This is a genomic window from Paenibacillus sp. GM2 (genome assembly GCF_900069005.2).
Lineage (GTDB): Bacteria > Bacillota > Bacilli > Paenibacillales > Paenibacillaceae > Fontibacillus.
Genome location: NZ_LN831277.1, coordinates 283,690 through 307,303, shown reverse-complemented (window position 1 = coordinate 307,303; position 23,614 = coordinate 283,690). Strand labels below are relative to the sequence as shown.

The window sequence follows — 23,614 nt, the reverse complement described above, 5'->3', positions numbered from 1 at the left end:
GTAAAAGGGGAAATCGCCAAGTGATTGAATTACGCAATGTAACAAAAACATACCCCAATGGCACCAAGGGACTGAATCAGATCAACCTGAAGGTTGAGAAAGGGGAATTCATCGCCATTGTCGGCTTATCCGGCGCGGGTAAATCCACACTGCTGCGTTCGATCAACCGACTGCATGACATTACAGATGGCGAGATTCTCATCGATGGGAAATCGATCACCACAGCAAAAGGCAAAGAACTGCGAATGATCCGCCGCGATATCGGCATGATCTTCCAAAGCTTCAACCTAGTGAAGCGTACGACTGTGCTGCGTAATGTACTGGCCGGACGAGTGGGCCATCATTCGGTTCTCCGCACCCTGCTGGGCTTATTCCCGAAGGAAGATATCGATCTTGCCTTCGAAGCGCTCGATCGCGTTAATATCGTCCAGAAAGCTTACGCGCGCGCCGACGAGTTGTCTGGCGGACAGCAGCAGCGCGTCGCTATTGCCCGTGTTCTCTCCCAGAAGGCCAAGATCATTCTTGCCGATGAACCGGTGGCTTCACTGGATCCCCTGACGACAAAGCAAGTCATGGACGACCTGAAACGTATCAACATGGATCTCGACATTACGACGATCGTCAATCTGCATTCCATCGATTTGGCGCGTCAGTACGCAACGCGCATTATCGGTCTGCAAGCCGGCGAGGTCGTCTTTGACGGTCCGGTATCAGAAGCGACGGATGAGCGCTTCGCCGAGATTTATGGCCGTCCGTTTCATGAGGAAAATCATTTATTGGGGGAAGCGGTTGTATGAAGGCGCAGACAGAATCGACACAGCTGCTTCGTCCCAAGGCGCCGAGGAAGATCAAACATTACTTCACGGCGACTATCGTGGTTCTCCTACTATGGGGGAGCTCGGTCCAGACTGAGGCAACCTTTGGCGAACTGATACAGGGCATGCCAAATATGCTCGACCTGCTCAAGGAAATGTTCCCACCGAAATGGACCTATCTCGACAATATATGGACCGCGATGCTGGAGACCATCCGCATGGCGCTGCTGGGTACTACGTTTGGGGCAATCCTCGCTATCCCAATCGCGCTGCTGAGTGCCTCCAATATCGCTAAGCATAAATGGATTTACTATCCGGTCCGCTTCATTCTGAATTTGATTCGTACTATTCCCGATCTATTGCTCGCCGCTCTTTTTGTAGCCATATTCGGTTTGGGCGCCCTGCCTGGTATACTCGCCCTGGCGTTCTTCTCACTAGGAGTAATCGCCAAGCTGACCTATGAGGCGCTGGAGACGATCGATCCCGGACCGCTCGAAGCCATGACGTCCGCCGGAGCGCATCCGCTGCAAATCATCAATTTTGGTGTCGTTCCGCAAATCAGGCCCCATTTCATCTCGTTCCTGCTCTATACGTTCGAGATCAATGTCCGTGCTGCAGCCGTGCTGGGCTTAGTCGGCGCTGGCGGTATCGGCCATTATTATGAAGTTACGTTAGGATTTCTGGAGTACGACAAGACCTGCATGATCATTATCGTTACTCTGGCTGTCGTATTGGTCATCGATTATATTAGCTCTAAGCTGCGGGAGAAATTGCTATGACAAAATCATGGAGTGAAATGATACCTAAGCCTAAGAAGAATCGTTATCGTCTGCTGATATATATCGCGCTCATTCTCATCTATGTCTGGGCTTTTGCCGGCATCCCTTATTCCGGTATCAAGGAGACTGCCGGCCAAGTGAGCAAATCGATCCTAGCCGGGCTGTTCTCACCGGATTGGGGCTATGTCTACCTGCCGGATGGAGAGGATTTGCTGCGAGGACTGTTAGATACGCTGGCGATCTCTATTCTGGGCACTTTCATATCTACGATCATCTGTATCCCGTTCGCCTTCTGGTCGGCGGTTAATATGAGCCGTGGCAAGGTTATATCCGGTTCCGGCAAAATACTGCTCAGCCTGATCCGTACCTTCCCGGAAGTGGTTATGGCAATCCTGTTCATCAAAGCGGTGGGCCCCGGATCTTTCGCCGGAGTACTGGCGCTGGGCCTTCATTCCGTAGGTATGCTTGGCAAGCTGTTCGCCGATGAAGTTGAGAATATCGACAACGGTCCGCTGGAGGCGCTGATGGCAGTGGGAGCAAGCCGTTTGCAAATCCTATGGTTCGCAGTCATCCCTCAGGTCCTGCCTGGCTTCTTATCCTATACGCTGTACCGCTTCGAGCTTAATCTTCGTTCCGCGACAATCCTTGGCATTATCGGTGCCGGAGGCATCGGCACACCATTGATCTTCGCTCTAAGCACGCGGAACTGGGATCGTGTAGGCATCATCCTGCTAGGTATTATCGTCATGATCACAACCATCGACCTGATCTCCGGAACACTCCGCAAGAAGCTGGTCTAATTTATTAAGAATCCATGGATGATGATCGTTATCAGCCTTACTCTTTTATACCGGGGTAAGGCTATTCGCTATTTATATTATTTGTAAAAAATCCATAAAAAAAGTGACGCCAATCACTCTTTGCTATTTGAATACTAGGTAACATAATTTAAAACATGTGATTTCATTCACAAAGATATTGGAGGAGCAAAGGATGAAAAGTCATTTGGTGATGATCGGCAATGGTATGGCTGGTGCACGATGCATTGAGGAAATCATAAAGAGAAGTCCCGATCTGTATGACATCACAATGATTGGGGACGAACCTTACCCGAACTACAATAGGATTATGCTCTCCAACGTACTGCAAGGCAAGACCACCTTTGAGGAAATAAACATTAATGATTGGAATTGGTACGAAGCCAATCAAATTCGCCTGGTCTCTAACGAGCATGTTACGCAAATTCGCCGTGAGGAACAACAGGTTATCACGGATAAAGGCACGATGATTTCGTACGATAAGCTCATTATTGCCACCGGCTCAAGCGCCTTTATTCTGCCTGTTCCCGGGCATGAATTGGAAGGCGTTGTTGGCTTCCGAACTATAGATGATACGCAGGCGATGATGGATGCTGCGAAACAATATAAAAAAGCCGTCGTGATCGGCGGCGGCCTGCTTGGATTAGAAGCCGCTCGCGGATTGCTGGATCGAGGCATGGAGGTTCATGTGGTTCATCTCTTGCCCGATCTGATGGAAATGCAGCTTGATCATGCCGCTGCAGCCCTATTGAAGCTCGATCTTGAGCAGCAAGGCATGAAGTTCCTGATGGAGAAAAAGACAACAGAGATTTATGGCGATAGGCGTGTGCAAGGCATACGCTTTGAAGACGGAACGAGCGTTGAATGCGATCTTGTGGTGATGGCTGTAGGAATACGTCCGAATGCGGCAATTGCAAAGGATGCAGGCCTGGAAGTCAATCGCGCTATTTGTGTTAATGATGTTCTGCAAACTTCAGATCCAGCTATTTATGCGGTAGGAGAATGTGCCGAGCATCGAGGGATTGCCTACGGTTTGGTTGCTCCTTTGTATGAGCAAGCCATTGTGCTGGCTGACTATTTGACTGATAACCCCACAACGGGCTACCAGGGAAGTATTCTATCGACACAATTGAAGGTCGCAGGCTGCGATCTGTTCTCTGGAGGCGAGATCCATCCCTCTGAGAATACAAAGGCGATCGTCGTGCAAGACGAATGCTCGGGCACTTATAAAAAAGTGCTCGTGCGCGACAACAAGGTCGTTGGCGTTGTGCTCTACGGTGATGCTTCAGACGGAACCCGCCTGTTCAGCATGTTGAAGAAGCAAGCCGATATCTCGGAGTTTACAAAGGCTTCAGTGCTTCATAAGGCAGGAGATGAGAGCGGGCTGGATGTAGCCTCCATGAGTTCCGATGAAACAGTATGCGGTTGTAACGGGGTAACCAAAGGGACGATTGTAGGAGCGATCCTCGAGCATGGGCTAACGACCTTTAACGAAGTGAAGACAATCACCAAGGCAGGTGGCTCCTGTGGCAAATGCCGCGGCATGGTTGAAGCGATCCTTGCCCATACGTTGGGTGATAAGTTTGACGCCGCAGCTGAAGTAAGCGGAATATGCGGGTGCACTTCGTTATCGAGAGATGAAGTCGTTGCTGCTATCAAAGAAAAGGGGCTGCATACTCCTAGAGAGGTTCGCAATGTGCTCGGCTTCCAGCATGAAGAGGGCTGCTCCAAATGCCGCCCTGCATTGAACTATTACCTGCGTATGATTCGACCTGATCAATATGAGGATGACAAGGCTTCGCGCTTCGTTAATGAACGGATGGAAGGCAATATTCAGAAGGATGGCACCTTCTCCGTCATTCCTCGGATGTATGGCGGGACAACCTCGCCAGACGACCTGATTCGGATCGGGGAAGTCGCCAAGAAATACAATGTCCCTCTCGTCAAAATCACAGGGGCCAGCCGGGTTGGACTCTATGGAGTGAAGAAAGAGGATGTGCCAAAAATATGGGCTGATCTCGAGATGCGTTCCGGCTATGCGTACTCCAAATCACTTCGCAATGTGAAATCTTGTGTGGGCTCTAGGTTCTGCCGCTTTGGCACCCAGGATTCACTCGGACTTGGCATTCGCCTGGAGCAGGAGATTGAAATGGTAGACACGCCTCACAAGATGAAAATGGGTGTATCCGGTTGCCCACGCAACTGTGCGGAGGTGCTGACCAAGGACTTTGGCGTGGTTTGTGTAGAGAATGGCTATCAGCTCTATATCGGCGGCAACGGAGGAACGGAAGTCCGCCAATGCGACAGTCTTACCACGGTAACGACAGAAGATGAAGTGCTCTTGATGGCGAAGGCCTACGTGCAGATATATCGCGAGACAGGCATTTATGGAGAGCGTACAGCACCATGGGTAGAGCGTATCGGTGTGGACACCGTTCGCAGAACACTCGCCGATCAAGAACAGGTCGCCTCGCTTGCGGCAAGATTCGAGCATGCGCGGGATACGTACACCGAGGCCTGGGGCAAAGCTTTGACAGACGATCAGCGCAAGCAGCTCTATACCGTTGAGAAGCGATAAGGAGGAGAACACAGTGAGCATGACGACAGATAAGATAAAAATAATGAAACTTGAGGATTTACCCGTACAGATCGGTAAAGAGGTGCAGCTGAACGGCCAGTCTATCGCGGTATTTCGTTTGTCTAATGGAGAGGTTCGCGCCGTAAGCAATCGCTGTCCTCATAAGAACGGGCCACTCGCTGAAGGAATCGTCTCCGGGGAATTTGTCTTCTGCCCGCTTCATGATTGGAAGATTTCCCTCGTAACTGGGGAGGTTCAAAAACCGGATGACGGCTGTATCCAAACCTACGAGATCGAGATCATCGACGGATTTGTTTATATAGGAGGGGTATAAGTCAGGTGAACGATATCATTCAGCAGATCAACCAGGCCGGGCTTGGCAAAGTCAACCTGCTTAAACAGAGTAAAGGCAAATATTTAGTCTCTTCCATGCTTGCCGGCTTGTTCGTGGGTCTTGGCATCATCCTTATCTTTACGATAGGCGGTCTTTTAACCCCTGCTCAAGTTCCAAGCACAAAGATTGTTATGGGCATCTCTTTTGGAATTGCCTTAAGTCTTGTCATCATGGCCGGAAGTGAACTATTTACGGGGAACAACTTTGTGATGACGGTGAGTACACTTGAAAAAAAGACATCCTGGCTCGAGACTTTGAAAATATGGCTTTATAGCTACGTTGGCAATTTTGCAGGTTCATTTCTGGTTGCCGCCATCTTTGTCCTGACAGGTCTTGCGACTGGCGGTGTGGCTGAATTTATTAATTCGGTGGCAAGTGTGAAGATGCATGCCCCTTTTATGGAGCTGTTCATGCGAGGAATTCTCTGTAATATTCTTGTTTGTCTGGCGGTATGGTGCTCCATGAAAATGAAAGAAGAAACCGCGAAGCTGATCATGATCTTCTGGTGTTTGTTTGCGTTCATTACCTCTGGCTTTGAGCATAGTGTTGCGAATATGACGCTCCTATCCATCTCGCTGCTGGTCCCCCATCCGGAAACGGTAACACTGGCAGGGCTTGCCGCTAACTTGATTCCCGTATCTCTGGGCAACATGGCAGGAGGAATCCTGTTTGTAGGGGTACCTTATTGGTATATCGGCAAGGCTAAGCGAATTTAATGTAAATGGACGATTCATTATGTTGTTAGTCAAGCTGTAACCATCCATGAAGCTTGGTCAAAGTCCCCCAACTACAAAATGACCCGAACGAAAGCACTGGTTAGAAGTGTCTCAACTCGGGTCATTTTTTAGTTCGTATACATCATACTCCGCTTGGGTCCGCGACCAACGGAAGACCCTTGCACTAGCGTTACATAAATCCGTTCATGCTCAACAGCCTCTCCGGATATAATCTTGATGAGCTGTTCGGCAGCGAGCGCGCCCCATTTACGCTTGGAGTAATCAATCGTGGCCAATCGCGGCTGCATATATCGGCTAAGCTCAATGTGATCAAAGCCGATCAAGTGCACATGCTCGCCGATGGTGAAATCCGTATCGGCCAGACGGTTGCACAGTCCGATCGCCATCTCATCATTCAGGCAAAAGACGGCAACCGGCTCGGTGTACTCCTGAATAATTCGGTCAGCCGCCCTCTCGCCACCGCTCTTCTTGAAATCTCCGGGCAGCTCAATCCATTCCACATCATCGGCCCGACTCGCAACCAGATTAACTGCCTTCATCCGTTGAATCGAGTCGAACGAATCGTCCGGGCCGGTTACGACATAAATCTTCTTATGCCCTTGTTCAACGAGGTATTCTGTGGCCAGAGTCGCCCCCGCTTTATTATCCAGCAGCACCTGATTAATGTTCGGATGCTCCAGCTCCCGGTCCAATACGACGATCTTGTGGTTGCGCTGTGCGTGCTTAAGCAGCTCCTCGCTGGAGAAGGTATGATCAAGAATGACTGCACCATCAATCATCCGTTCCGGAAGCATACGATGAGATTGCTCACCGCTGCATACGATCAGGTCATAGCCCTGCGAATTGCATACCTCCTTCATCCCATCAAGCAGTTCTCCATACACATCCCCCCTGAAGTCGGTCAGGAACACGCCGAGTATCCGCGACTCCTTCTTCTTCAACGTTCTTGCTGCTGCGTTGGGGATATAATTCAATTCGTTGGCGACATGAAGAATTCTGGACCGTGTCTCATCCGTCACTTTGCTGCTGCCATTAAGTGCATAGGATACTGTCGAGATGGAGACGCCAGCCTTTTTGGCAATATCTTTAATGCTTGTCAATTTACCCTCGCTCCTTCATCTTCTCAACCAAAGACATAAGGCTGAACTCATGGTCGTATGATTGAAGCCAAGCTCACTCCTGGAGTTGATGAAATTCTATATCGCAAGAAAACCTGCCTTTGAACCGCGGTCAACTCATCCTTAAATGAATTCGATCGGTTTTCTTATCAAAAGTAGACTTTTTGAACAACCTCTATAAAGATCGCCAAAAACTTACATGAAAATGTCGATAATATTATCCTCTTGATTCATCGCCTGTTCGAAGTCGGATTTGGATAACCGTATTCCGCCTTGACGATAAGGATTCGTCAGTCTCTCTGTATCTATATGTTTGCCGTTGAGAGCCACGGCGTTCACCGGTCCGCCGGTTATGTGATAGATGAAAGTAATCTTCATTCCGGCATATTGGAAATCGAAGTGCAATCCATCCAGCCCGGTCGGCAATACCGGGTCAAGCACAAGATCCCCCTGCTCCTGGCGAATTCCAAGCGCATTGGAAATCAGCTGATTCATATAGATCCCTGGGCCGCTGGAGTAGATTCTCCACCCACCTTTAACCTGAACCTCGCCGCTGCGCAGCTGTTCAAAGTCCGTCTGAGCAGCATATCTCGTATTGAACTTCCCGTCCGAACTGCTGAAGTAGGCATTGCTCTGGCGGATTTCTGCATTTGGAACCACATCCTGGATGCCTACAGGATTAATAGCCTGCAGTCCATGCCATACGTCCTCCGCATGTCCCAGCTTAGCCATAGCTTCTACAAAGCGGATATGAGCATGGACATATTGAAGTCCGACCTCACGGCCAAAGTTGGCCGCTTGCTCCGCCCGTTTGAAATGCGTGCTGACTCCACCGGCATACTGAGCGGGACGATTCATCAAGCGCACGCCGTCCGGGAAGTACAGCCTTTCCTTAATGAGCTGATAATGTGACGCCGCGCGCTGCGGGTCAAGCAGCTCGGCAATCATGCTGCGAGTCATTGGAAGCAGACGATATTGGATGCCTGTCTCCGTATCCGAAGGATGCAGCATCAGCTTCACGGATTCGGGATTTTCCAGGTAGAGGAAGCCCGGGATCACATCCGTCTGCAGCATATAATGATAATAATCTTGTCTGATCCGGTGGGTCATCTCCGCAAGCTCAGCAGCCAAATTGGGCTGAACAGACGTCAATGCCTTGGACAATTGATTCAGAGACTGGTATGTCAGAGCAACGGTCCAGCTGCTGACCATGTACTTCTTCAGCTGTGCATTTGCTGGCTGCAGCGTATCATCCCAATCCCCGTCCCCATATGAGGATAAATGCGTATCATGCAGGAAATGGCTGCGGATATAATCGAGTTCCCGATTCATATGATCCAGGATCGTATAGGTTTGATCAGTAAAGCGGAAGCTTCCCTTCACTGTATAGGGAACAGACTGCTCCAGAATGCCATAGTCCTGTGTAGCCGCTAAATAATCGCCAAGCACCTTCAACGGCCAGACAATAATATCGCCGTGACTCTCCTCCTGCTGTATCTGAGCATAACGGTCAAACATGAACCACTGCGGCCAGTTCCCGTCATCTTCAAATTGATGGCTGTATACCGTCAACAGAATATCGCGTACCTGTTCGAACTTCTGTGTGGCCATGAAATATTCCGTTGGACCTTGGCATACATCGCGTGTTCCCCAAGCTGCGCCCCCGTATTGCTCCAGTCCATGAGGCACAGAATAGTGGACCAGCATATTGTGCGTATACCACCAGGCCAGTGCATTGAACTTGAACAAATCATCCCGATCCTGCCCGTCCGCATCTCTAAGACGGAACCCGTTCATGACTTGATTCAGGAAGCTGCGGTAAGCCTCGATCTCTGCCTCTGCATTCGATATCGCGTCCATAGCGATCTCTTCACCTTCAAGCAGCCCTTGTATGGTAAGGCTCCATTCGCTTGTAGATGCCAGCTTCATATTCACCAGCGAGGCTGAGCCGGAAGGAACCCTGTCTATTAGCATAGCCTCATCGCCAATTTTGACGTCAGTTCCATGCACCTGCATCCGGTATTTCAGGTTCGGGTAAGCCTGGGCACGAATCTCATCCTGGCCGCCATAGAACGTCAGAACTCCCTGCTCCTTAGTCATACGAACCGAAGCCCCATATTCATTAACATCCATCGTAATTTGGTTAGTCACCAGGAATTTGTACTTCTTCCCATTCTGCGACTTCACATGCAACCGAACGACCGGCAATTCCGCAGCTGTATAATTGGTAATCACCAGCACATCATCGGATAACTTATAATGCCAACGTACATAATTGAAGCCGATCTCGAACATGGATGGCATTGTCAACAGACGATATTCGCCTCCGAGCTCTACATAGATCCGCTGTCCGGCTGCCTTCGGAACGTTCAACGCGTTGCGGGCGTTGCTCATCATTTTATTGATGTTCGTATTGCCCACAACAAGATGAGAATTGAAAATACCGTACATGTATGAGGTCGTTGTAACCACCTTAGCTCCCAGCTCTACATTGTTGCCGTTCATCAGGATATGCCCATGCGGACGTTCAACAAGCAGTTCTTTCTCCTTCAGGATCACATGCTCATAAGCTTCGGTGAAGAAAGCGAGCAGCTGTCCATCCTTGCGTTCTTCTTGATGTCTCAAGGAGCTTGGGAACATGGCATTTACTTCTTCTTCCGTCATAGCAAGAGTTTGAACGGGTTGACCGAATTCCGGCTTGAAACGCATAGGTTGTAAACGTCTCAGTTCGCTACTTCCCGCTTCCGAATTGTAAGCCTGCCATGCCTTGACAACTTCTTCTTTATATTCCAACTCCGTCACAGCGGCCGCATGATCTACCTTGAAAAGACCATAGAACACAAAGCGCGCTTCGCCATCTAGCGAGACCAACTCCGACTGGAGCGCTGTATATGCGAATTCATATTGATAGATCTCATTAGCCAATCCAGGTTCGCTCAAGCAGGATGGCACATTGGTCTCTTTATAAGAGAGCCCGAAAAATTGAAATCCATCCGTAGAGAACCCCGTTGCACGGGTTAGCGAGCCCTGCTGTAAATAAGGGAAGCCTCCGCTTTGCGGCATATTTTGCCTGGAGCAGACGACATAGCCATAGTCCTTATCTTCGAATACGGAATGATCTATATATTGCGATAAATATGCTTCATTACTACGTACAGCTCCGATATCAGCATTGCCGATATCCTGCCCATAAATCACGTCTACAGTAACGCCCTTGCCCTTAACCGTTACATCCCAGAACCAGATGCCCTGAGCCGACAATGCGAAGATGACGCGGTATTCTACCCCGGCGGCAGCTCCTTCCCACACAATACGATCCCTGCCAACGTTTACTGTACTTCCCGAGTGAATACCCAGCAACGGGTAAAAGGAAATACCTGATTGACTATGAACGCGCAAGTAGATATTGTTCAGGGACCCTTCCACAGGACTAGTCACAAGCTGATTGATCATGGTTGAACCACTAACAGCCTGATGCAAATCTCCGCTCTCCCAAAAAGTAAAGCTCAGATCTCCGGCCTGAATGTTATATTTCGAATCTGTAATGGTGGCTGCCATATCTCTATATTCCTCCTATCCTTCATGAAAAGAAACCCGGCTGCATCCTATCCTGCATGCCGGGTTCCATTGACTCGGACTGCGGACATTCGCCTCAGCCTGAATCGGATTGAAGCGGTATCCTATTTATTCAAATTGTTCAGCTCTTCCAGAACCGGTTGAACCAAAGATTGCTTGCTTTCAACCCATTTCTTCCAGTTAGCCTCCAAATCACCCGGCTGCAAAATCAAGTTGGCATATTCATTTTGATATTCGAACGACGCCTGGCTCTTCGCCTTGGAGTCATACAATTGCACATCCCAATCGTAGACCGCCAGCTTGCCGCCTTCTACGCCCAGCTTCGCCTTATCTTGATAAAGCTTCACAGCTCTATCCCGATATTCCTTCTTGATAGCTGGATTAATAATGCTGAAGTCATCGCCAAGAACATACAAGCCTTCAAAACGAGCTGGATATTTATCTTCCAGAGAAGTTCCTTCCGGCAGCAAGCTCACAAGTTCGTTGTTATCATCATATTTCCAGTCCGTGCCTTCGAAGCCCATATTCAGCAGCAATTGGCCTTCCTTACTTGTCGAGTAATCAATCAGATCCATGATACGCTCGAATTTCTCCTTGCTGATATCCGGGGAGAAGATCAACGAGGACCAGAAGTTAGGCTGTTCCAGGTTGCGGTACTTGCCGTCATCCCCAAGCACGATAGCTGTATGAACAAGCTCGTCGCTGTCTACACCGAGGTTCTTCTTCATTTGCGTATCCATGTCTTTTCTGTAAGACGCCAGGCCGCCCAGACTTGTCATAGCCGCTACACCCTTCACTCTGAAGTTATCGCTGCCTTCGTTGTTCTTCCAAGTGTAGAATTCCGGATTCAAGAGGCCTTCCTTATAAGCTTGTTGCATTAATTTAAGACCTGTCAGCGTCTCTGGGTCAGCAGGACCCCAATGGAATTTGCTGTCCTCACCTTTGTAGAATGCAGACTCCACACGAGAGTGCTCACTGTTCGCCATAATGATATTTGTCAGCGCGTCATCCGCGTTGTAGGAGATCGGAACGAGCTTCGAGCCCACCTTGCCGGGGTCCTTCTCCTTGACCAATCTGGCATATTCCATCAATTCGCTAGTTGTATAAGCATCCTTCAGCTCAAAGCCAACGGCCTCTGCCCAATCCTTACGAAGTGCAATAACACCGATTTGGTTCGTTAGCGGATCCGCAGGTTTATTCTCGAAGTACACTGGTTTTGGCAGGATGTAAGTACCGCCTGTCAATTCTTCCAGCTTGTCTCCAAGTCCAGTCAGCTTGTATGCTGCCGCAACATTCGGCCAGCGTTCCTTCCAATCATCCGGGAATTTATATAGAAGGCCTTGATCTACATAGTTCATGAAATCGCCGTGTACATAATTCCAGCTAGCTACATCCGGAAGGTCACCGGAGTTGATCCAGAGGCGCAGCTTCTCAGCCCAGGAATCCCATTGTACATAGTTGTAATCCCACTCGATATTGAACTTGTCCGTCCAGAATTTGTGGAACTCATTATTCATCTGTCCGTCCTTCACTTCGGTCAACTGTGCGGTGGAGATTTTCAACTTATCTTTGTATCCACCGTTCTCATCCTTGGCATTGCCTGCACCATTAGACGCATTATCCTGCTTCGAGGAGCATGCCGTCAGCATCATCGTTAGTACAAGTACGACGGCCAGAAGAGGTTTTACTGACAACTTTTTGTTCGTTTTCATACTTTACCCCCGTGTTAATAAGATTTTGGTTACAAGTCTCGCTCCGGAAGTTCCGTTTTCAGCACCGAGAAGGCTGAATCAAGCCAGGGCTCGAAGAGCGGAGCTACGTGCGCTTCCGAAGAAAACAACTTCGTAAGCACTTGTTTGCAGTAAGTACGCAGCACCTGAGATGTTTCTGCAGCAAACACGACTTACAAGCATCTGCCTGGGCCCCGCTGAATTCTAGATTTCGATGCCAAATTCGCTTCCTGATTCACTTCGTGATCAAAAGCAGACTAAAAATCTATTGGTTATCAGGTCTTGATTGCCCCTGTTAACACCCCTTTGGCAAAGTGTTTCTGCAGCATCGGGAAGAAGCACATAATCGGCAGCATCGATACAAAGACCGAGGCCATCTTCATGCCTGTGGAGAAGCCTGATTTGGACAAGGCATCTACACTGGAAGCGTTGGATACATTCGTGGTGGATTCTACAATGATGGTTCGCAGTACGTTCTGCAGCGGGAGCTGCTCCGCCTTGCGCAGGAAGATCATCGCATCATACCATCCGTTCCAGAAGGCAACGCCGTAGAACAAAGTAATTGTCGCCATAATCGGAGCGGCAAGCGGCAGCACAATGGAGAAGAGGATCTTCCATTCCCCAGCGCCATCAAGTCTCGCCGATTCCATTAGCGATTCCGGCAGACCCTGGAAGTAGTTCATCATCAGTATCATATTGAAGGCGCTGAAGCTTCCTACCAAGATGACGGACCAGAGCGATCCGGTCAGGTGGAGCGACTTCATAACCAGGTATAGCGGAACAATCCCACCGTTAAATATCATCGTAAACAGGACGATGAAGAAAATGCCTTTCTTGCCCGGAAACTTATTTCGGCTTAGGCCATAGGCCATCGTGCTTGTCAGGAACAAGCTGAGCGGCAAGCCAACGAGCAAGATCTTGAACGTGTTCAGGAAGCCCCCGAGAAGTCTTCCATCTTGGAATAGCGCCCGATAAGCATCCAGCGTAGGGTGCTTCGGCCACATCAACATCGGATTATCCGCATATTCCTTCTGGGTCGCGAACGAGATCATAATCACGTTCCAGAACGGAATGATGATCATCAAGGACAATACCGTCAACAGAACCAGCAGAAAATAATCCAGAAGCGTCATTTTTCCGGCCCGAAATTTATGTCGTTTCGCAGCTTTCGTACTCATCTATCACTACACTCCTTTCCTAACGGAATAACCCGTCTCCGCCCATCATTTTTGCAACCCGGTCCGCAGACAGCAGCAGAATCATGTTGACCAGTGACCGGAACAAGCTGACCGCCGTTGAGAATGAGAAGTCCGTCGAAGACTGGAACGTAATCCGGTAAATATACACATCCAGCACTTGAGATACGTTCTGCGTCGCTGCGTTCGCCAGGTTGAAGATCTGATCAAAGCCGGCTGACATCAGACCACCCACATTCAGAATGAACATGACCGTAACGGTTGGCAGAATGTTCGGAAGCGTAATCTTGAATATTTGTTGCATTCGTGAGGCGCCGTCGATCTGCGCTGATTCATATTGATCCTGATCGATCCCGGAGATCGCGGCCAGAAAGATGATCGCTCCCCATCCTGTTGACTTCCAGATATCGGTTAGGATCAGCATCGGCAGGAACATTCTCTCCGAGCCGAGGAAATTGATCGTCGACAGCCCAAGCATCGAGAGCGCGCTGTTCAGCAGACCGTCATAAGACAGAACATTGATAACAATCCCGGATACGATAATCCATGACAAGAATTGCGGGAAAGTAAATACGGTCTGAAACGCTTTCTTCATCTTGCCCATCCGCAGCTCATTCAGTAGAAGAGCAAGCAAAATCGGGAACGGGAATGAAATCAAGAACTTGATGATGTTGACGTACAACGTTCTCCATATCGCATCAATAAAAGTAGGATCACGGAAGACATATTTAAAGTTCTCCCAGCCTACCCACGGGCTTCCCCAGATCCCCATGTTTGCTTTGTAATGCTTGAAGGCTAGCGACAGGCCGCCCATCGGCATATACGCAAATATAAATAACCAGATCAAGCCGGGCAGGAGCAGCGTATAGGTCATCCGGTGCTTCCAGATTTCCATGAACCAGGACCGTGGTTTAGAAGAAGTATTTATTTTTTTGTCTGGCCCTATGGCAGCAGGTTTCAAATTGCATCCCCTCACTCTACTTATTTCTTTTCATCAAACAGGAATTCAAACGCGGTCTTAAGATGCTTCTCCCAGAAGAGCCAGTCATGAGTTCCCGGGCCTTCCACATACTTGAAGTCAAACGGCGTGGACCGCATATGATCGGCGAACTCACGGTTCATCCCGATGAAGGGGTCCTCCGTTCCGCAGCAGCAGAGTAAAGCCGGAAGCTTCACACCATCTTTAATCCGTTGAGCAGCAAGAGCATATAAGTCCTGCTCCGGTCTGACGAGAAGCTCGGTTCCAAAGACAGCCTGCATCTCCCGGGCCATCCCCGGCTCCATCTTCGGATCGCGAAGACGCTGCTGCATGTCGGTTACCCCGGAGAGCGATACCGCTTTAGCATATCGATCCGGGTAAGTCAGGGCGGCCTTAAGCGCTCCATACCCGCCCATGGACAGACCTGCGACAAAGGTATGCTCCGGATCCTCATTTAGGTTAAACAGACGGGAGCAAAATGCCGGCAGCTCTTGCGTGATGTAATAGAAGTAATCCAGCCCATACTCCATATCGGTGTAATAGCTGCGATTTACCTCCGGCATGATAACCGTGCAGCCATATTGGGCTGCATACAGCTCAACGGTCGTCAGGCGATGCCAGGTGCTCGCATTGTCACCTGCGCCATGCAGCAGATACAAGGTATAGTCTGAGAGAGCTCCACTATCAACGGGGGAGATCACATGGATACTAGTTGTCATTCGCAATGTCGGCGATCCTGTATCAATCGTGATGTGCGCCATATGTAACCCCTTTCATTAACACATGATTTAAGCGGCTCCTTTACAAGCAGCCACAATGATCTATTCACGTAACCCAGTGCTATTGGACTACAAGATCGAAACGGAAACGAAACGTTTCTCACTTCACATGAAATATTAAGAAAATAGCTGAAATCCTTATACTCTCCTATACCATTAGGGTACAAGCCTATGATACTCATGTTGACCAGACCTGAATACAGGAAATTTAAGGATGATGTAAGCGATTAACTCGAATCGTTTCGATAACATCATATTCCTGTTCTTAAATCGTGTCAACCCTATTTTTCATAAAACATTTTTGAGCCTCCTATGGTGGAGAAATCGCCATAAATCGATGTCCTATCCTATGTTCGCAGCCCTGATCGGTTCTGAATCACGCCTCGGCTTTGACTCCCGCTGCCGCGGTTGACACCCTGCTGAAAATGTAATAAATTCTTTTTTGATAGCGTTTATATGAAACGTTTCTATTTTATTAAACAAGAAAGAAGGCTCCCTAAACATGACTCTGTCACTCACAGGTTTTGTCGATCGTGTTACTGAGCAAGGATTAAACGTATTGTCCACACGTGTACTTCAGCATGGAGAGTTAGCTGCACAGTGGGATCTGACTATAGATGAGCGACGTGTTCAGCACTCTATCAGCAAATCCTTCACTTGTATGGCGGCGGGGCTGGCAATCGCTGAAGGGAAGCTGTCTTTACATACGAAGTTGAAACAATTTTTCCCGCAATATGTCGTTGAAGACGCGAATATAGAACCCGCCATGCGGCCTGGTGATCTCACTCTGTATGATCTGCTCCGCATGACCTCCGGACATGACAATCCTCCGCTTACCGCACCGGAGCGGGCTAGTCTTGAGGAGAAGGATTGGGTGAAATACTATCTGTCCCTGCCTCTGGACAGGGCTCCAGGGGAGCGGTTTACTTACAGCAGCGGAGATACCTTTATCATCTCGGCGCTCATCCAAGCTGCTACTGGACAGACCGTTCAGGATTATCTGACCCCTCGCTTGTTCGAGCCGTTGGGAATTCATAATGTATTCTGGGAGACCTCCCCGCTAGGCATTACGCTCGGATGCGCTGGATTGGTCATTAGTAATGAGGAGCTTAGCCGCTTTGGGCAATTTTTATTGCAGAGGGGCATGTGGGAGGGCAAGCAATTGGTGCCTGCGGAGTGGATTGACTTTGCAACCCGCAAACAGATCGACAACGAAGGCAGTGTGGATTGGAGCCAGGGCTACGGATGCCAATTCTGGATGTGTACCCATGACGCCTATCGTGGCGATGGTGCCTATGGTCAGTTCTGCATCATCCTGTCCGATAAGGACGCTGTCATTGCCATCAACAGTCAGGAAGAGCATATGCAAGAGATTCTGGATATCGTATGGACTGAAATCCTCCCGCAATTATAAGAGGAGTCCGCTTGGGGACAAGAAGTATAAGATAACAGCACTTTGCTGAATAACTTCACACCGAAAACTGCCATAATATGCGTGTTAAGGACTGTACTGGCGTCTACAAAATCATGCGAGTCCCATCGCGATATTATGGAGGGTATGAGGTTATGCTGAAGGATCTGAATAGCGATTATGACTGCTCTCAATCGGGAGATGATCTTCATCAACTGATACAAGAGCTTGAATCCCTGCGCGGACAAGGTGCTGCGAGTAAGGATATTCAAGAACAGATTCATCGTCTTGAGAACCAGATCTCATTTATCAGGAACAAATGTGATATTCCATGACACATCATTAAGTACCTCGGGAGCTCCCGAGGTACTTTGTATATTTCCCCAGGCTCCCCTGGCTTGAATGTATATATTTGACCATCAAAGCGCACTTTTCAACTAGCTCGATCGCTAGAACTGTGATATTCTCTCTCTTATTCATACATCATTTATCATTTATGGATAGGGAGGGCATTTTGATCACGTCATCAAAAGCTTCAAAGCGCAATTACATATTTCAGGTGTTAACCGTATTTATCGGTTTTCTTGTATTCGGTTTCTCCGAGAACGTTAAAGGCCCGGCCATTCCGCGAATTCAGACTAATTTCGGTCTCGATGAGATGCAGATTGGAACGCTCCTGTCGCTGAATTCCCTCGGCTACTTGCTTGCCTGTTCATTTACCGCCATCCTGGTCCGTAAATGGGGCATCAAATGCGTAACATTAATTGCCTTTGGCTCAATGGTTGCCTCGGGAATTTTTATATTTCTGTCCCAAAGCTATCCTGCATTAACCGGCTCCTACTTCTTTATGTACCTCGGCAACGGGATGCTGGAGATCGCACTAGCCGTGTTGGGCGCACAAATCTTTGTCAAAAATACCGGTACGATGATGAACCTATCGCATTTCTTCTACGGATTGAGTTCAACGGTCGCCCCAATGCTGGCATCCGGCTTGATGACGGTCACTTTGTTCGGGCATATTCTGGACTGGAGAGGCATGTATCTGGTCGTGTTGTCCTTATGTTTTATCCCGATGATCCCGGCCTTGCTCGGACGATTTCCGGATCGAAATGATTCGGATGATGAACGCACGCCGTTCAAGGCTTTTCTGCGCGACCCGGTCATGTGGCTGATCGTCATCATCCTGTCCTTCGGCGTGGTATCCGAATTGGCCGTCGGCGGATGGCTCGTTAATTTTCTGGAGAAGGCCTATCACTGGGACACGACCGCAGCTGCCGGGATGCTGTCCGGCTTCTTCCTATGCTTTACCTTGGCGCGGCTATTCGTAGGTCCCATTGTAGACCGGATCGGCTTCACACTATCCTTAATTATTCTTGCAGCCTTCACAGGAGTATGCACCTTCGCGGCCATTCTGATCGGTGAGCCGGGAGCGGTTCTGTTTGCGATTGCCGGAATCGGTATTGCCCCGGTATATCCGACCCTCATGGCGCTGATCGCCAAGCGGTACCGCGGCAACAGCGACACCGCTATTACATTTATCGTCACGCTGATGGGCGTCGGCAGTGTCATTGGCAACTATCTGATCGGTGCGATTACCGACGGGATCAAACGGCTGTTCATGACCAGCCAAGGCCCGGAGCTCGGCTTGCTGCGCGGACTGCAGGCGGGATACAGCTTTATTGCTTTGTGTGCGATCATCTGCTCATTGGCCAGCCTCGTTCTTTATCACCACTTGAAGCGAAGAAACGAGTTGCTGTAACCATAGCTATCGAGATCGCTGATAGGCGGAAATGGCATGTGAACATAGAAAATAGCTGCATTTCTGCAGCTATTTTTTTCTTTTGAGCTCGCTTTGCATTTTGATCTATCTACTTTGTAATTTACAAACGCCTACTTGAGTGCTTGCTTGACCTGTTGTCCTGGCTCCAGTCTTACTTCCTCGCCATAAAGTTTAATCGCAATGGCCTCTCCTTCGACGAGTTCAAGCACTACATGATCTCTGCCAATCGATACCCCGATGAGGCGACCACGGAAATTAAGGCGGAAAGCATACTTCTGCCAATCCTGCGGAATCGCTGGCGCGAGTGAAAGACCGCTTTCCTTCAAACGCATACCGGCAAAGCCGTATACAATCGACATCCATGTGCCGCCCATATTTGCCATATGCAGGCCGTCCTTCGTATTGCCATGCGTATTGTCCAGATCCAGGCGCGCGGTTTCGATGAAGTACTCATACGCCTTCTCCACATTGCCGATTTTTGCAGCCATAATACTGAAGATACACGAGGACAAGGAAGAATCATGCGTTGTGATTCCTTCATAGTAGTCGTATGAACGCTTGATAGTCTCTTCGCTCTGTTCATCCTCAAGCAGGAAGTGAGCCAGCACCGTATCTGCCTGTTTACACACTTGATAGCGGTAAATGGTCAACGGATGATAGTGCAGCAACAACGGATACTTCTCCTTTGGCGTGTTGTCGAAGTCCCATACCGCCTTGCGGAGGAAGGTATCATCCTGCGGATTTATGCCCAATGCTTCATCATATGGCAGCAGCATTGCATTAGCGGCTTTCTCCCACGCCACAATCTCCTCTTCGGTAATTCCGAGGCGGACACAAAGCGTCTTAAAGCCGGCCGCATTATAATCCTTCAGAATCGCACAGCTCTTGGCTGCCCACTTCAGGTTATGCTTGGCCATTACATTTGTATAATAATTGTTGTTCACGCAGCAGGTGTATTCGTCCGGTCCGGTCACCTCGTCGATATGGAAGGCGCCGTTATAGTAATGGCCAATCTCGGCCCATAGACGGGCTGTCTCAATCAATACCTCTGCGCCATAGGATAGAAGGAAACCTTTGTCCTGCTCCGCAACATAATACTGGATATAGCTGTAGGCGATATCCGCACTAATATGATATTGCGCCGTCCCCGACGGGAAGAACGAGGAGCACTCCGTGCCCGCAATCGTGCGCCATGGGAATAAAGCACCCTGCTTATGCCCCATCTCACGTGCTCTGGCTCTGGCCTGACCGAGTGCAGAATAACGGTACAGCAGAAGCTGGCGGGCAATCTCCGGTTGGGTCATCAGGAATACCGGGAACATGTAAATTTCCGTATCCCAGAAGTAATGGCCCTCATAACCTTCACCGCTTAGGCCTTTGGCGGAAATATTGCTGTGCTCATCCCGGCCCGCTGATTGCAGCAGCTGGAACAGGTTGAAGCGAATTCCTTCCTGCAGCTGCGCATCATTCTCGATCACCACATCAGCGGATTTCCAATAATCCTGCAAATATGCCGTCTGTTCAGCCAGCAGTTGCTCGAAGGATAGATCCTTCAGGCCTTCCTGCAGCTGGGTCCCTTGCTCAACTATCGCTTCGCCATGACGAAGGCTGTCTGTGTACAGGTTGTACTTCGTCAGAGTTGCCGCTTCATCCAAAGTGAAGGAAGCTGTATAGGTCACTTGGCCCTCATCAGCCTGCAATTGAACATCCGCCTTGGCGCTCAGAGCATGACGGGTCACGCAAGCCGCGCGCAGCTTGGATACAAACGTCTCATCCACGACATAGCCCATATCGCCTTGAACGCCGGTATCGATAACCTTCATCCTTTCGGCATGTCCGGCACCAACACGGGGATCATTGGCATTGGTATAATTCGTCACTTTCCCGTTCACGGTCGAGACGATTCTCACCATGCCGTTGTAATTTACCGGTTCGATGTGTAATTGAATTGCGAACAATTCCCGGTGTGTAAAGGATACGAGACGGCGGAAAGTCAGCTTAAGCTCTTTGCCACCAGGCGATCTCCATTGCACCATTCTCTCCGCATAACCTTTATCCATATGAAGACTGCGTTCATGGGCCGTAATCGTGCCTTGATCAAGACGGAATGGCTCCTCTTCATCACCCAGATAGATCAGAATCGTCTGAGCATCGATATTGTTGACAAGCTTCTGTTGTGTATCAGGAAAGGCGAACAGTTTCTCGCCGTAAGGAATTTCGATGACATCGTGAAAAGCATTCAGATAAGTCCCGCGAATCGTGGACATGTCCTCTCCATAACCTTCTTCAAAGTTGCCGCGCACTCCCAAGTAACCGTTACCAAGTGCAAAAATACTTTCCATGTTGAGCAAAACTTGCTGTGACAGTTCAGCGTTTGATATTTTCCAGGTCATGATCTGCCTTCCTCCCTAACAGGTTATGCTTGAATTTTAGTGCAAAAAGAGGTTATGTTATACTAAAATATCAAGTTTTTTATCAATATTTTTAGGTGGTGGGAAATAATGAACAAACCCTCTCGTCCGGAAAATCCTTCGTACTATGTATCGTCCCGGATGCAGTATTTGCGCGACAATTTCATCCATCCCCCCTTCGATTATGAGCATGAGCTACTGGAGGCCATCGGCTTTGGCGATGAGCACAGAGCTATGGAGATGCTGCACCAAATCAATGAGCTGGAGGCCGCGGTACTTGCCACCTACCCGCTTCGCTCCAAGAAGAACGCCCTGATCGCTTCCTGCACTTTATTTACTCGCGCGATTATTAAGGGCGGTGTTGACCCGGAGGTCGCCTTCCATTTAAGCGATACGGTGATATTGGAAATCGAGAAGATTGGGGAGGTCGAGCGGCTCATTCATTTCGAATATGAAATGCTGGTGCAGTTCGTGGCGATGATCCGCTCTGAGAGAGCTGAGCTGCCTTATTCGCATATCGTGAATCTGGCGATTCGCTATATCCGTGAGCATATCTTCGAGGAACTGACCCTGCAGAAGATTGCCGATGTTCTTAGGGTCCATCCCAGCTATTTGTCAGACCGCTTCAAGCGGGAAACTGGCTCACCGCTCACCACGTTCATTAACCAACGGAAAATCGAAGAATCCAAGCACCTGCTGATCCATACGAATCAATCGATCTCTGAAATTGCCTTTACATTCAAATTTTGCAATCAGAGTTATTATACGCAGTTATTCAAAAATTTCACCGGCATAACCCCAAGAAAATTTCGGACCAGCAGCGCAGAAAGATTTTAATTAGTATAGAAGAAATGGAAATGAGTGCAGTGGAATTAGGTGCCGAGGAGATAGAGATGAGTGCAGTGAGCCTGATTAGCGCAGAGAAATAGATATAAGTACAGTAGGGTTTATGTGGCTGAGATGAAGTAAATGTAGCGCTGCGGGACTTGTGGGGCTCTGATGAAGTAGATATAGTACTGCGGGACTTGTGGGGCTCAGATGAAATAGATAAGCATAAGCAAGGAAAGTCTAATTAGCTCAGAAGAGTTAAGCGCAACGTATACAATGGAGCATAATGAGGCGTAATGGAGTGCGGATGGACGATCGACCTTTCCTGCGAATCTCTAACGAAACTACGAATTGTTATTTCCGTTAAAATGAAGGGATTTAAAATCTAACGAAACACCATATCGTTATTTAGGGGAAATACTGATTATTTGCCCCTTATTTGCACAAATAGCGATACCCTGTTTCGTTAAAATTTCCAGCGGCCCTTTTTAGCGCAAATAGCGATACCCTGTTTCTTTATAATTCCGGGGAGTCAGGAATAGCAGAAAAGCAGCCCTTCCTCTTTAGGAATGAGCTGCTTTTTGTTCGGTTTTGGACTCAATTGTAGACCAGGCTTTAGGCCTGCCGCCTCATCTGCTTGCTTCTGAGCTGTCCGCAGGCGGCATCAATGTCGCTGCCATGCTCCATACGAACGCTGCAGCTGATACCTTGCTTCTTCAGCTCGTCATAGAACTCAAGCACGGCATCCTTGTCACTACGCTGATACTGGCTGTGCTCATCGACCGGATTGTAGGGAATCAAGTTCACATTAACATAGGACCTGCGACTGTCCAATAGCTCAGCCAATTCTACAGCCTGCTCCCGGCCATCGTTTACATCTCGAAGCAAAATATACTCGATTGTGATCCTCTGATTCGTGCGTTGCAGATAATAATCAATCGCCTCCATCAGCTTCTCGATTGGAATACCGCGATTAATCTTCATGATCCGGGTCCGCAGCTCATTGTTCGGGGCATGCAAAGAGATTGCCAGATTGACACGGAGGTTGAGATCGGCAAATTCCTTAATTTTATCCGCCAGACCGCTGGTTGAAACCGTAATATGTCTCGGGCCAATCGCCAGTCCCTTATGATCGGTCATCACCTTCAAGAAATTAACGACATTGTTGAAATTATCGAACGGCTCGCCAATCCCCATAACTACAATATGGCTAACCAAATCTCCGTGCTGCACCTCATCCAGATAGAGTTGAACCTTCATAATCTGTTCGACAATCTCGCCCGTGGACAAGTCCCGGCTTTTCTTCAGCAATCCACTCGCACAGAAGCTGCAGCCGATATTGCAGCCCACCTGGGTTGTTACACAGACGGACAGGCCGAATTTATGTCTCATCAGCACCGTCTCGATCAGATTGCCGTCCTGTAACTTGAACAGAAATTTAACCGTGCCGTCCTTGGACTCCTGCCGAGTATGCTCGGTCATTGTCTGCATCGTCATATGGTCGTTTAGCATTTCTACACACGAGGCCGAAACATCCGCCATTTGCGAAATGCTCTTAACACGTTTGCGATATAAGTTGTCCCAGACGAACTGAGCTCTTGATCTCTTCTCGCCATGTTCCTCGAGCCAATCTCCAAGTTGTTCTAATGTAAATCCATAAATGGAAGTATTGTTCATTCCAGTTC

Annotated in this window: 18 protein-coding genes; 10 read left to right on the top strand and 8 right to left on the bottom strand. The window is 48.9% G+C overall.

All coding sequences use genetic code 11. From position 1 onward, the window contains the following. Positions 1–20: 20 nt before the first annotated feature. The 6 genes from phnC (at position 21) to BN1360_RS04895 (ending at position 6,100) form a co-directional block, all read left to right on the top strand. The gene (gene phnC, locus BN1360_RS04920) at positions 21–797 is read left to right on the top strand and encodes a phosphonate ABC transporter ATP-binding protein (RefSeq protein ID WP_068778780.1); all 777 of its coding nucleotides are present in this window, start codon (positions 21–23) and stop codon (positions 795–797) included. Continuing rightward, complete coding sequence (gene phnE, locus BN1360_RS04915) at positions 794–1,594, top strand: phosphonate ABC transporter, permease protein PhnE (protein WP_068778779.1); 801 nt, start codon at positions 794–796, stop codon at positions 1,592–1,594. The genes phnC and phnE (BN1360_RS04915) overlap by 4 nt, the downstream gene beginning before the upstream one ends. Continuing rightward, positions 1,591–2,394 carry a phosphonate ABC transporter, permease protein PhnE gene (phnE, locus tag BN1360_RS04910; RefSeq protein WP_068778778.1) on the top strand — a complete coding sequence of 268 codons (804 nt, stop codon included), beginning with the start codon at positions 1,591–1,593 and terminating at the stop codon, positions 2,392–2,394. The genes phnE (BN1360_RS04915) and phnE (BN1360_RS04910) overlap by 4 nt, the downstream gene beginning before the upstream one ends. A gap of 193 nt (positions 2,395–2,587) precedes the next feature. Next, positions 2,588–4,990: a nitrite reductase large subunit NirB gene (gene nirB, locus BN1360_RS04905; RefSeq protein WP_068778777.1), complete on the top strand. Its 2,403-nt coding sequence runs from the start codon at positions 2,588–2,590 to the stop codon at positions 4,988–4,990. Between the two features lie 13 nt (positions 4,991–5,003). Then, positions 5,004–5,324: a nitrite reductase small subunit NirD gene (gene nirD / locus BN1360_RS04900; RefSeq protein WP_148466514.1), complete on the top strand. Its 321-nt coding sequence runs from the start codon at positions 5,004–5,006 to the stop codon at positions 5,322–5,324. Positions 5,325–5,329: 5 nt separating this feature from the next. Beyond that, the gene (locus BN1360_RS04895) at positions 5,330–6,100 is read left to right on the top strand and encodes a formate/nitrite transporter family protein (RefSeq protein ID WP_068778776.1); all 771 of its coding nucleotides are present in this window, start codon (positions 5,330–5,332) and stop codon (positions 6,098–6,100) included. Between the two features lie 128 nt (positions 6,101–6,228). On the opposite strand, the gene BN1360_RS04890 is transcribed toward BN1360_RS04895, so the two are convergent. The 6 genes from BN1360_RS04890 to BN1360_RS04865 form a co-directional block, all read right to left on the bottom strand. After that, a complete protein-coding gene (locus BN1360_RS04890) occupies positions 6,229–7,221 on the bottom strand; it encodes a LacI family DNA-binding transcriptional regulator (RefSeq protein ID WP_068778775.1) in 993 nt (330 codons plus the stop codon). Positions 7,222–7,434: 213 nt separating this feature from the next. Continuing rightward, on the bottom strand, positions 7,435–10,797 hold the full coding sequence (locus tag BN1360_RS04885) for a GH36-type glycosyl hydrolase domain-containing protein (protein ID WP_068778774.1): 3,363 nt from the start codon (positions 10,795–10,797) through the stop codon (positions 7,435–7,437). Positions 10,798–10,919: 122 nt separating this feature from the next. Then, positions 10,920–12,527 carry an extracellular solute-binding protein gene (locus tag BN1360_RS04880; protein WP_068778773.1) on the bottom strand — a complete coding sequence of 536 codons (1,608 nt, stop codon included), beginning with the start codon at positions 12,525–12,527 and terminating at the stop codon, positions 10,920–10,922. 293 nt (positions 12,528–12,820) lie between these two features. Further along, positions 12,821–13,723: a carbohydrate ABC transporter permease gene (locus BN1360_RS04875; protein ID WP_068778772.1), complete on the bottom strand. Its 903-nt coding sequence runs from the start codon at positions 13,721–13,723 to the stop codon at positions 12,821–12,823. Between the two features lie 19 nt (positions 13,724–13,742). Further along, positions 13,743–14,702 carry an ABC transporter permease gene (locus BN1360_RS04870; RefSeq protein ID WP_068778771.1) on the bottom strand — a complete coding sequence of 320 codons (960 nt, stop codon included), beginning with the start codon at positions 14,700–14,702 and terminating at the stop codon, positions 13,743–13,745. A 20-nt stretch (positions 14,703–14,722) separates the two neighbouring features. After that, the gene (locus BN1360_RS04865) at positions 14,723–15,481 is read right to left on the bottom strand and encodes an alpha/beta hydrolase (protein WP_068778770.1); all 759 of its coding nucleotides are present in this window, start codon (positions 15,479–15,481) and stop codon (positions 14,723–14,725) included. 520 nt (positions 15,482–16,001) lie between these two features. On the opposite strand from BN1360_RS04865, the gene BN1360_RS04860 reads away from it, so the two are divergent. The 3 genes from BN1360_RS04860 to BN1360_RS04850 all read left to right on the top strand — a co-directional run bounded on the left by BN1360_RS04860 (position 16,002) and on the right by BN1360_RS04850 (position 18,669). Then, entirely contained in the window at positions 16,002–16,913 is a 912-nt protein-coding gene (locus tag BN1360_RS04860; RefSeq protein WP_068778769.1) for a serine hydrolase domain-containing protein, read from the top strand. Positions 16,914–17,065: 152 nt separating this feature from the next. Beyond that, positions 17,066–17,245, top strand: a complete 180-nt coding sequence (locus BN1360_RS04855; protein WP_068778768.1) for a hypothetical protein — start codon at positions 17,066–17,068, stop codon at positions 17,243–17,245. Positions 17,246–17,424: 179 nt separating this feature from the next. Further along, complete coding sequence (locus BN1360_RS04850; RefSeq protein WP_229520818.1) at positions 17,425–18,669, top strand: MFS transporter; 1,245 nt, start codon at positions 17,425–17,427, stop codon at positions 18,667–18,669. A 131-nt stretch (positions 18,670–18,800) separates the two neighbouring features. Here the strand turns inward: BN1360_RS04850 and BN1360_RS04845 are convergent, their stop codons facing one another. Beyond that, a complete protein-coding gene (locus BN1360_RS04845) occupies positions 18,801–21,083 on the bottom strand; it encodes a glycoside hydrolase family 65 protein (protein ID WP_068778766.1) in 2,283 nt (760 codons plus the stop codon). 108 nt (positions 21,084–21,191) lie between these two features. Between BN1360_RS04845 and BN1360_RS04840 the strand changes: the two genes are divergently transcribed. Further along, on the top strand, positions 21,192–21,938 hold the full coding sequence (locus BN1360_RS04840) for a helix-turn-helix domain-containing protein (protein WP_068778765.1): 747 nt from the start codon (positions 21,192–21,194) through the stop codon (positions 21,936–21,938). 606 nt (positions 21,939–22,544) lie between these two features. Here BN1360_RS04840 and rlmN read toward each other — a convergent pair. Beyond that, positions 22,545–23,606, bottom strand: coding sequence for a dual-specificity RNA methyltransferase RlmN (gene rlmN / locus BN1360_RS04835; RefSeq protein WP_068778764.1), 1,062 nt, complete (start codon positions 23,604–23,606; stop codon positions 22,545–22,547). Between the last annotated feature and the right edge of the window lie 8 nt (positions 23,607–23,614).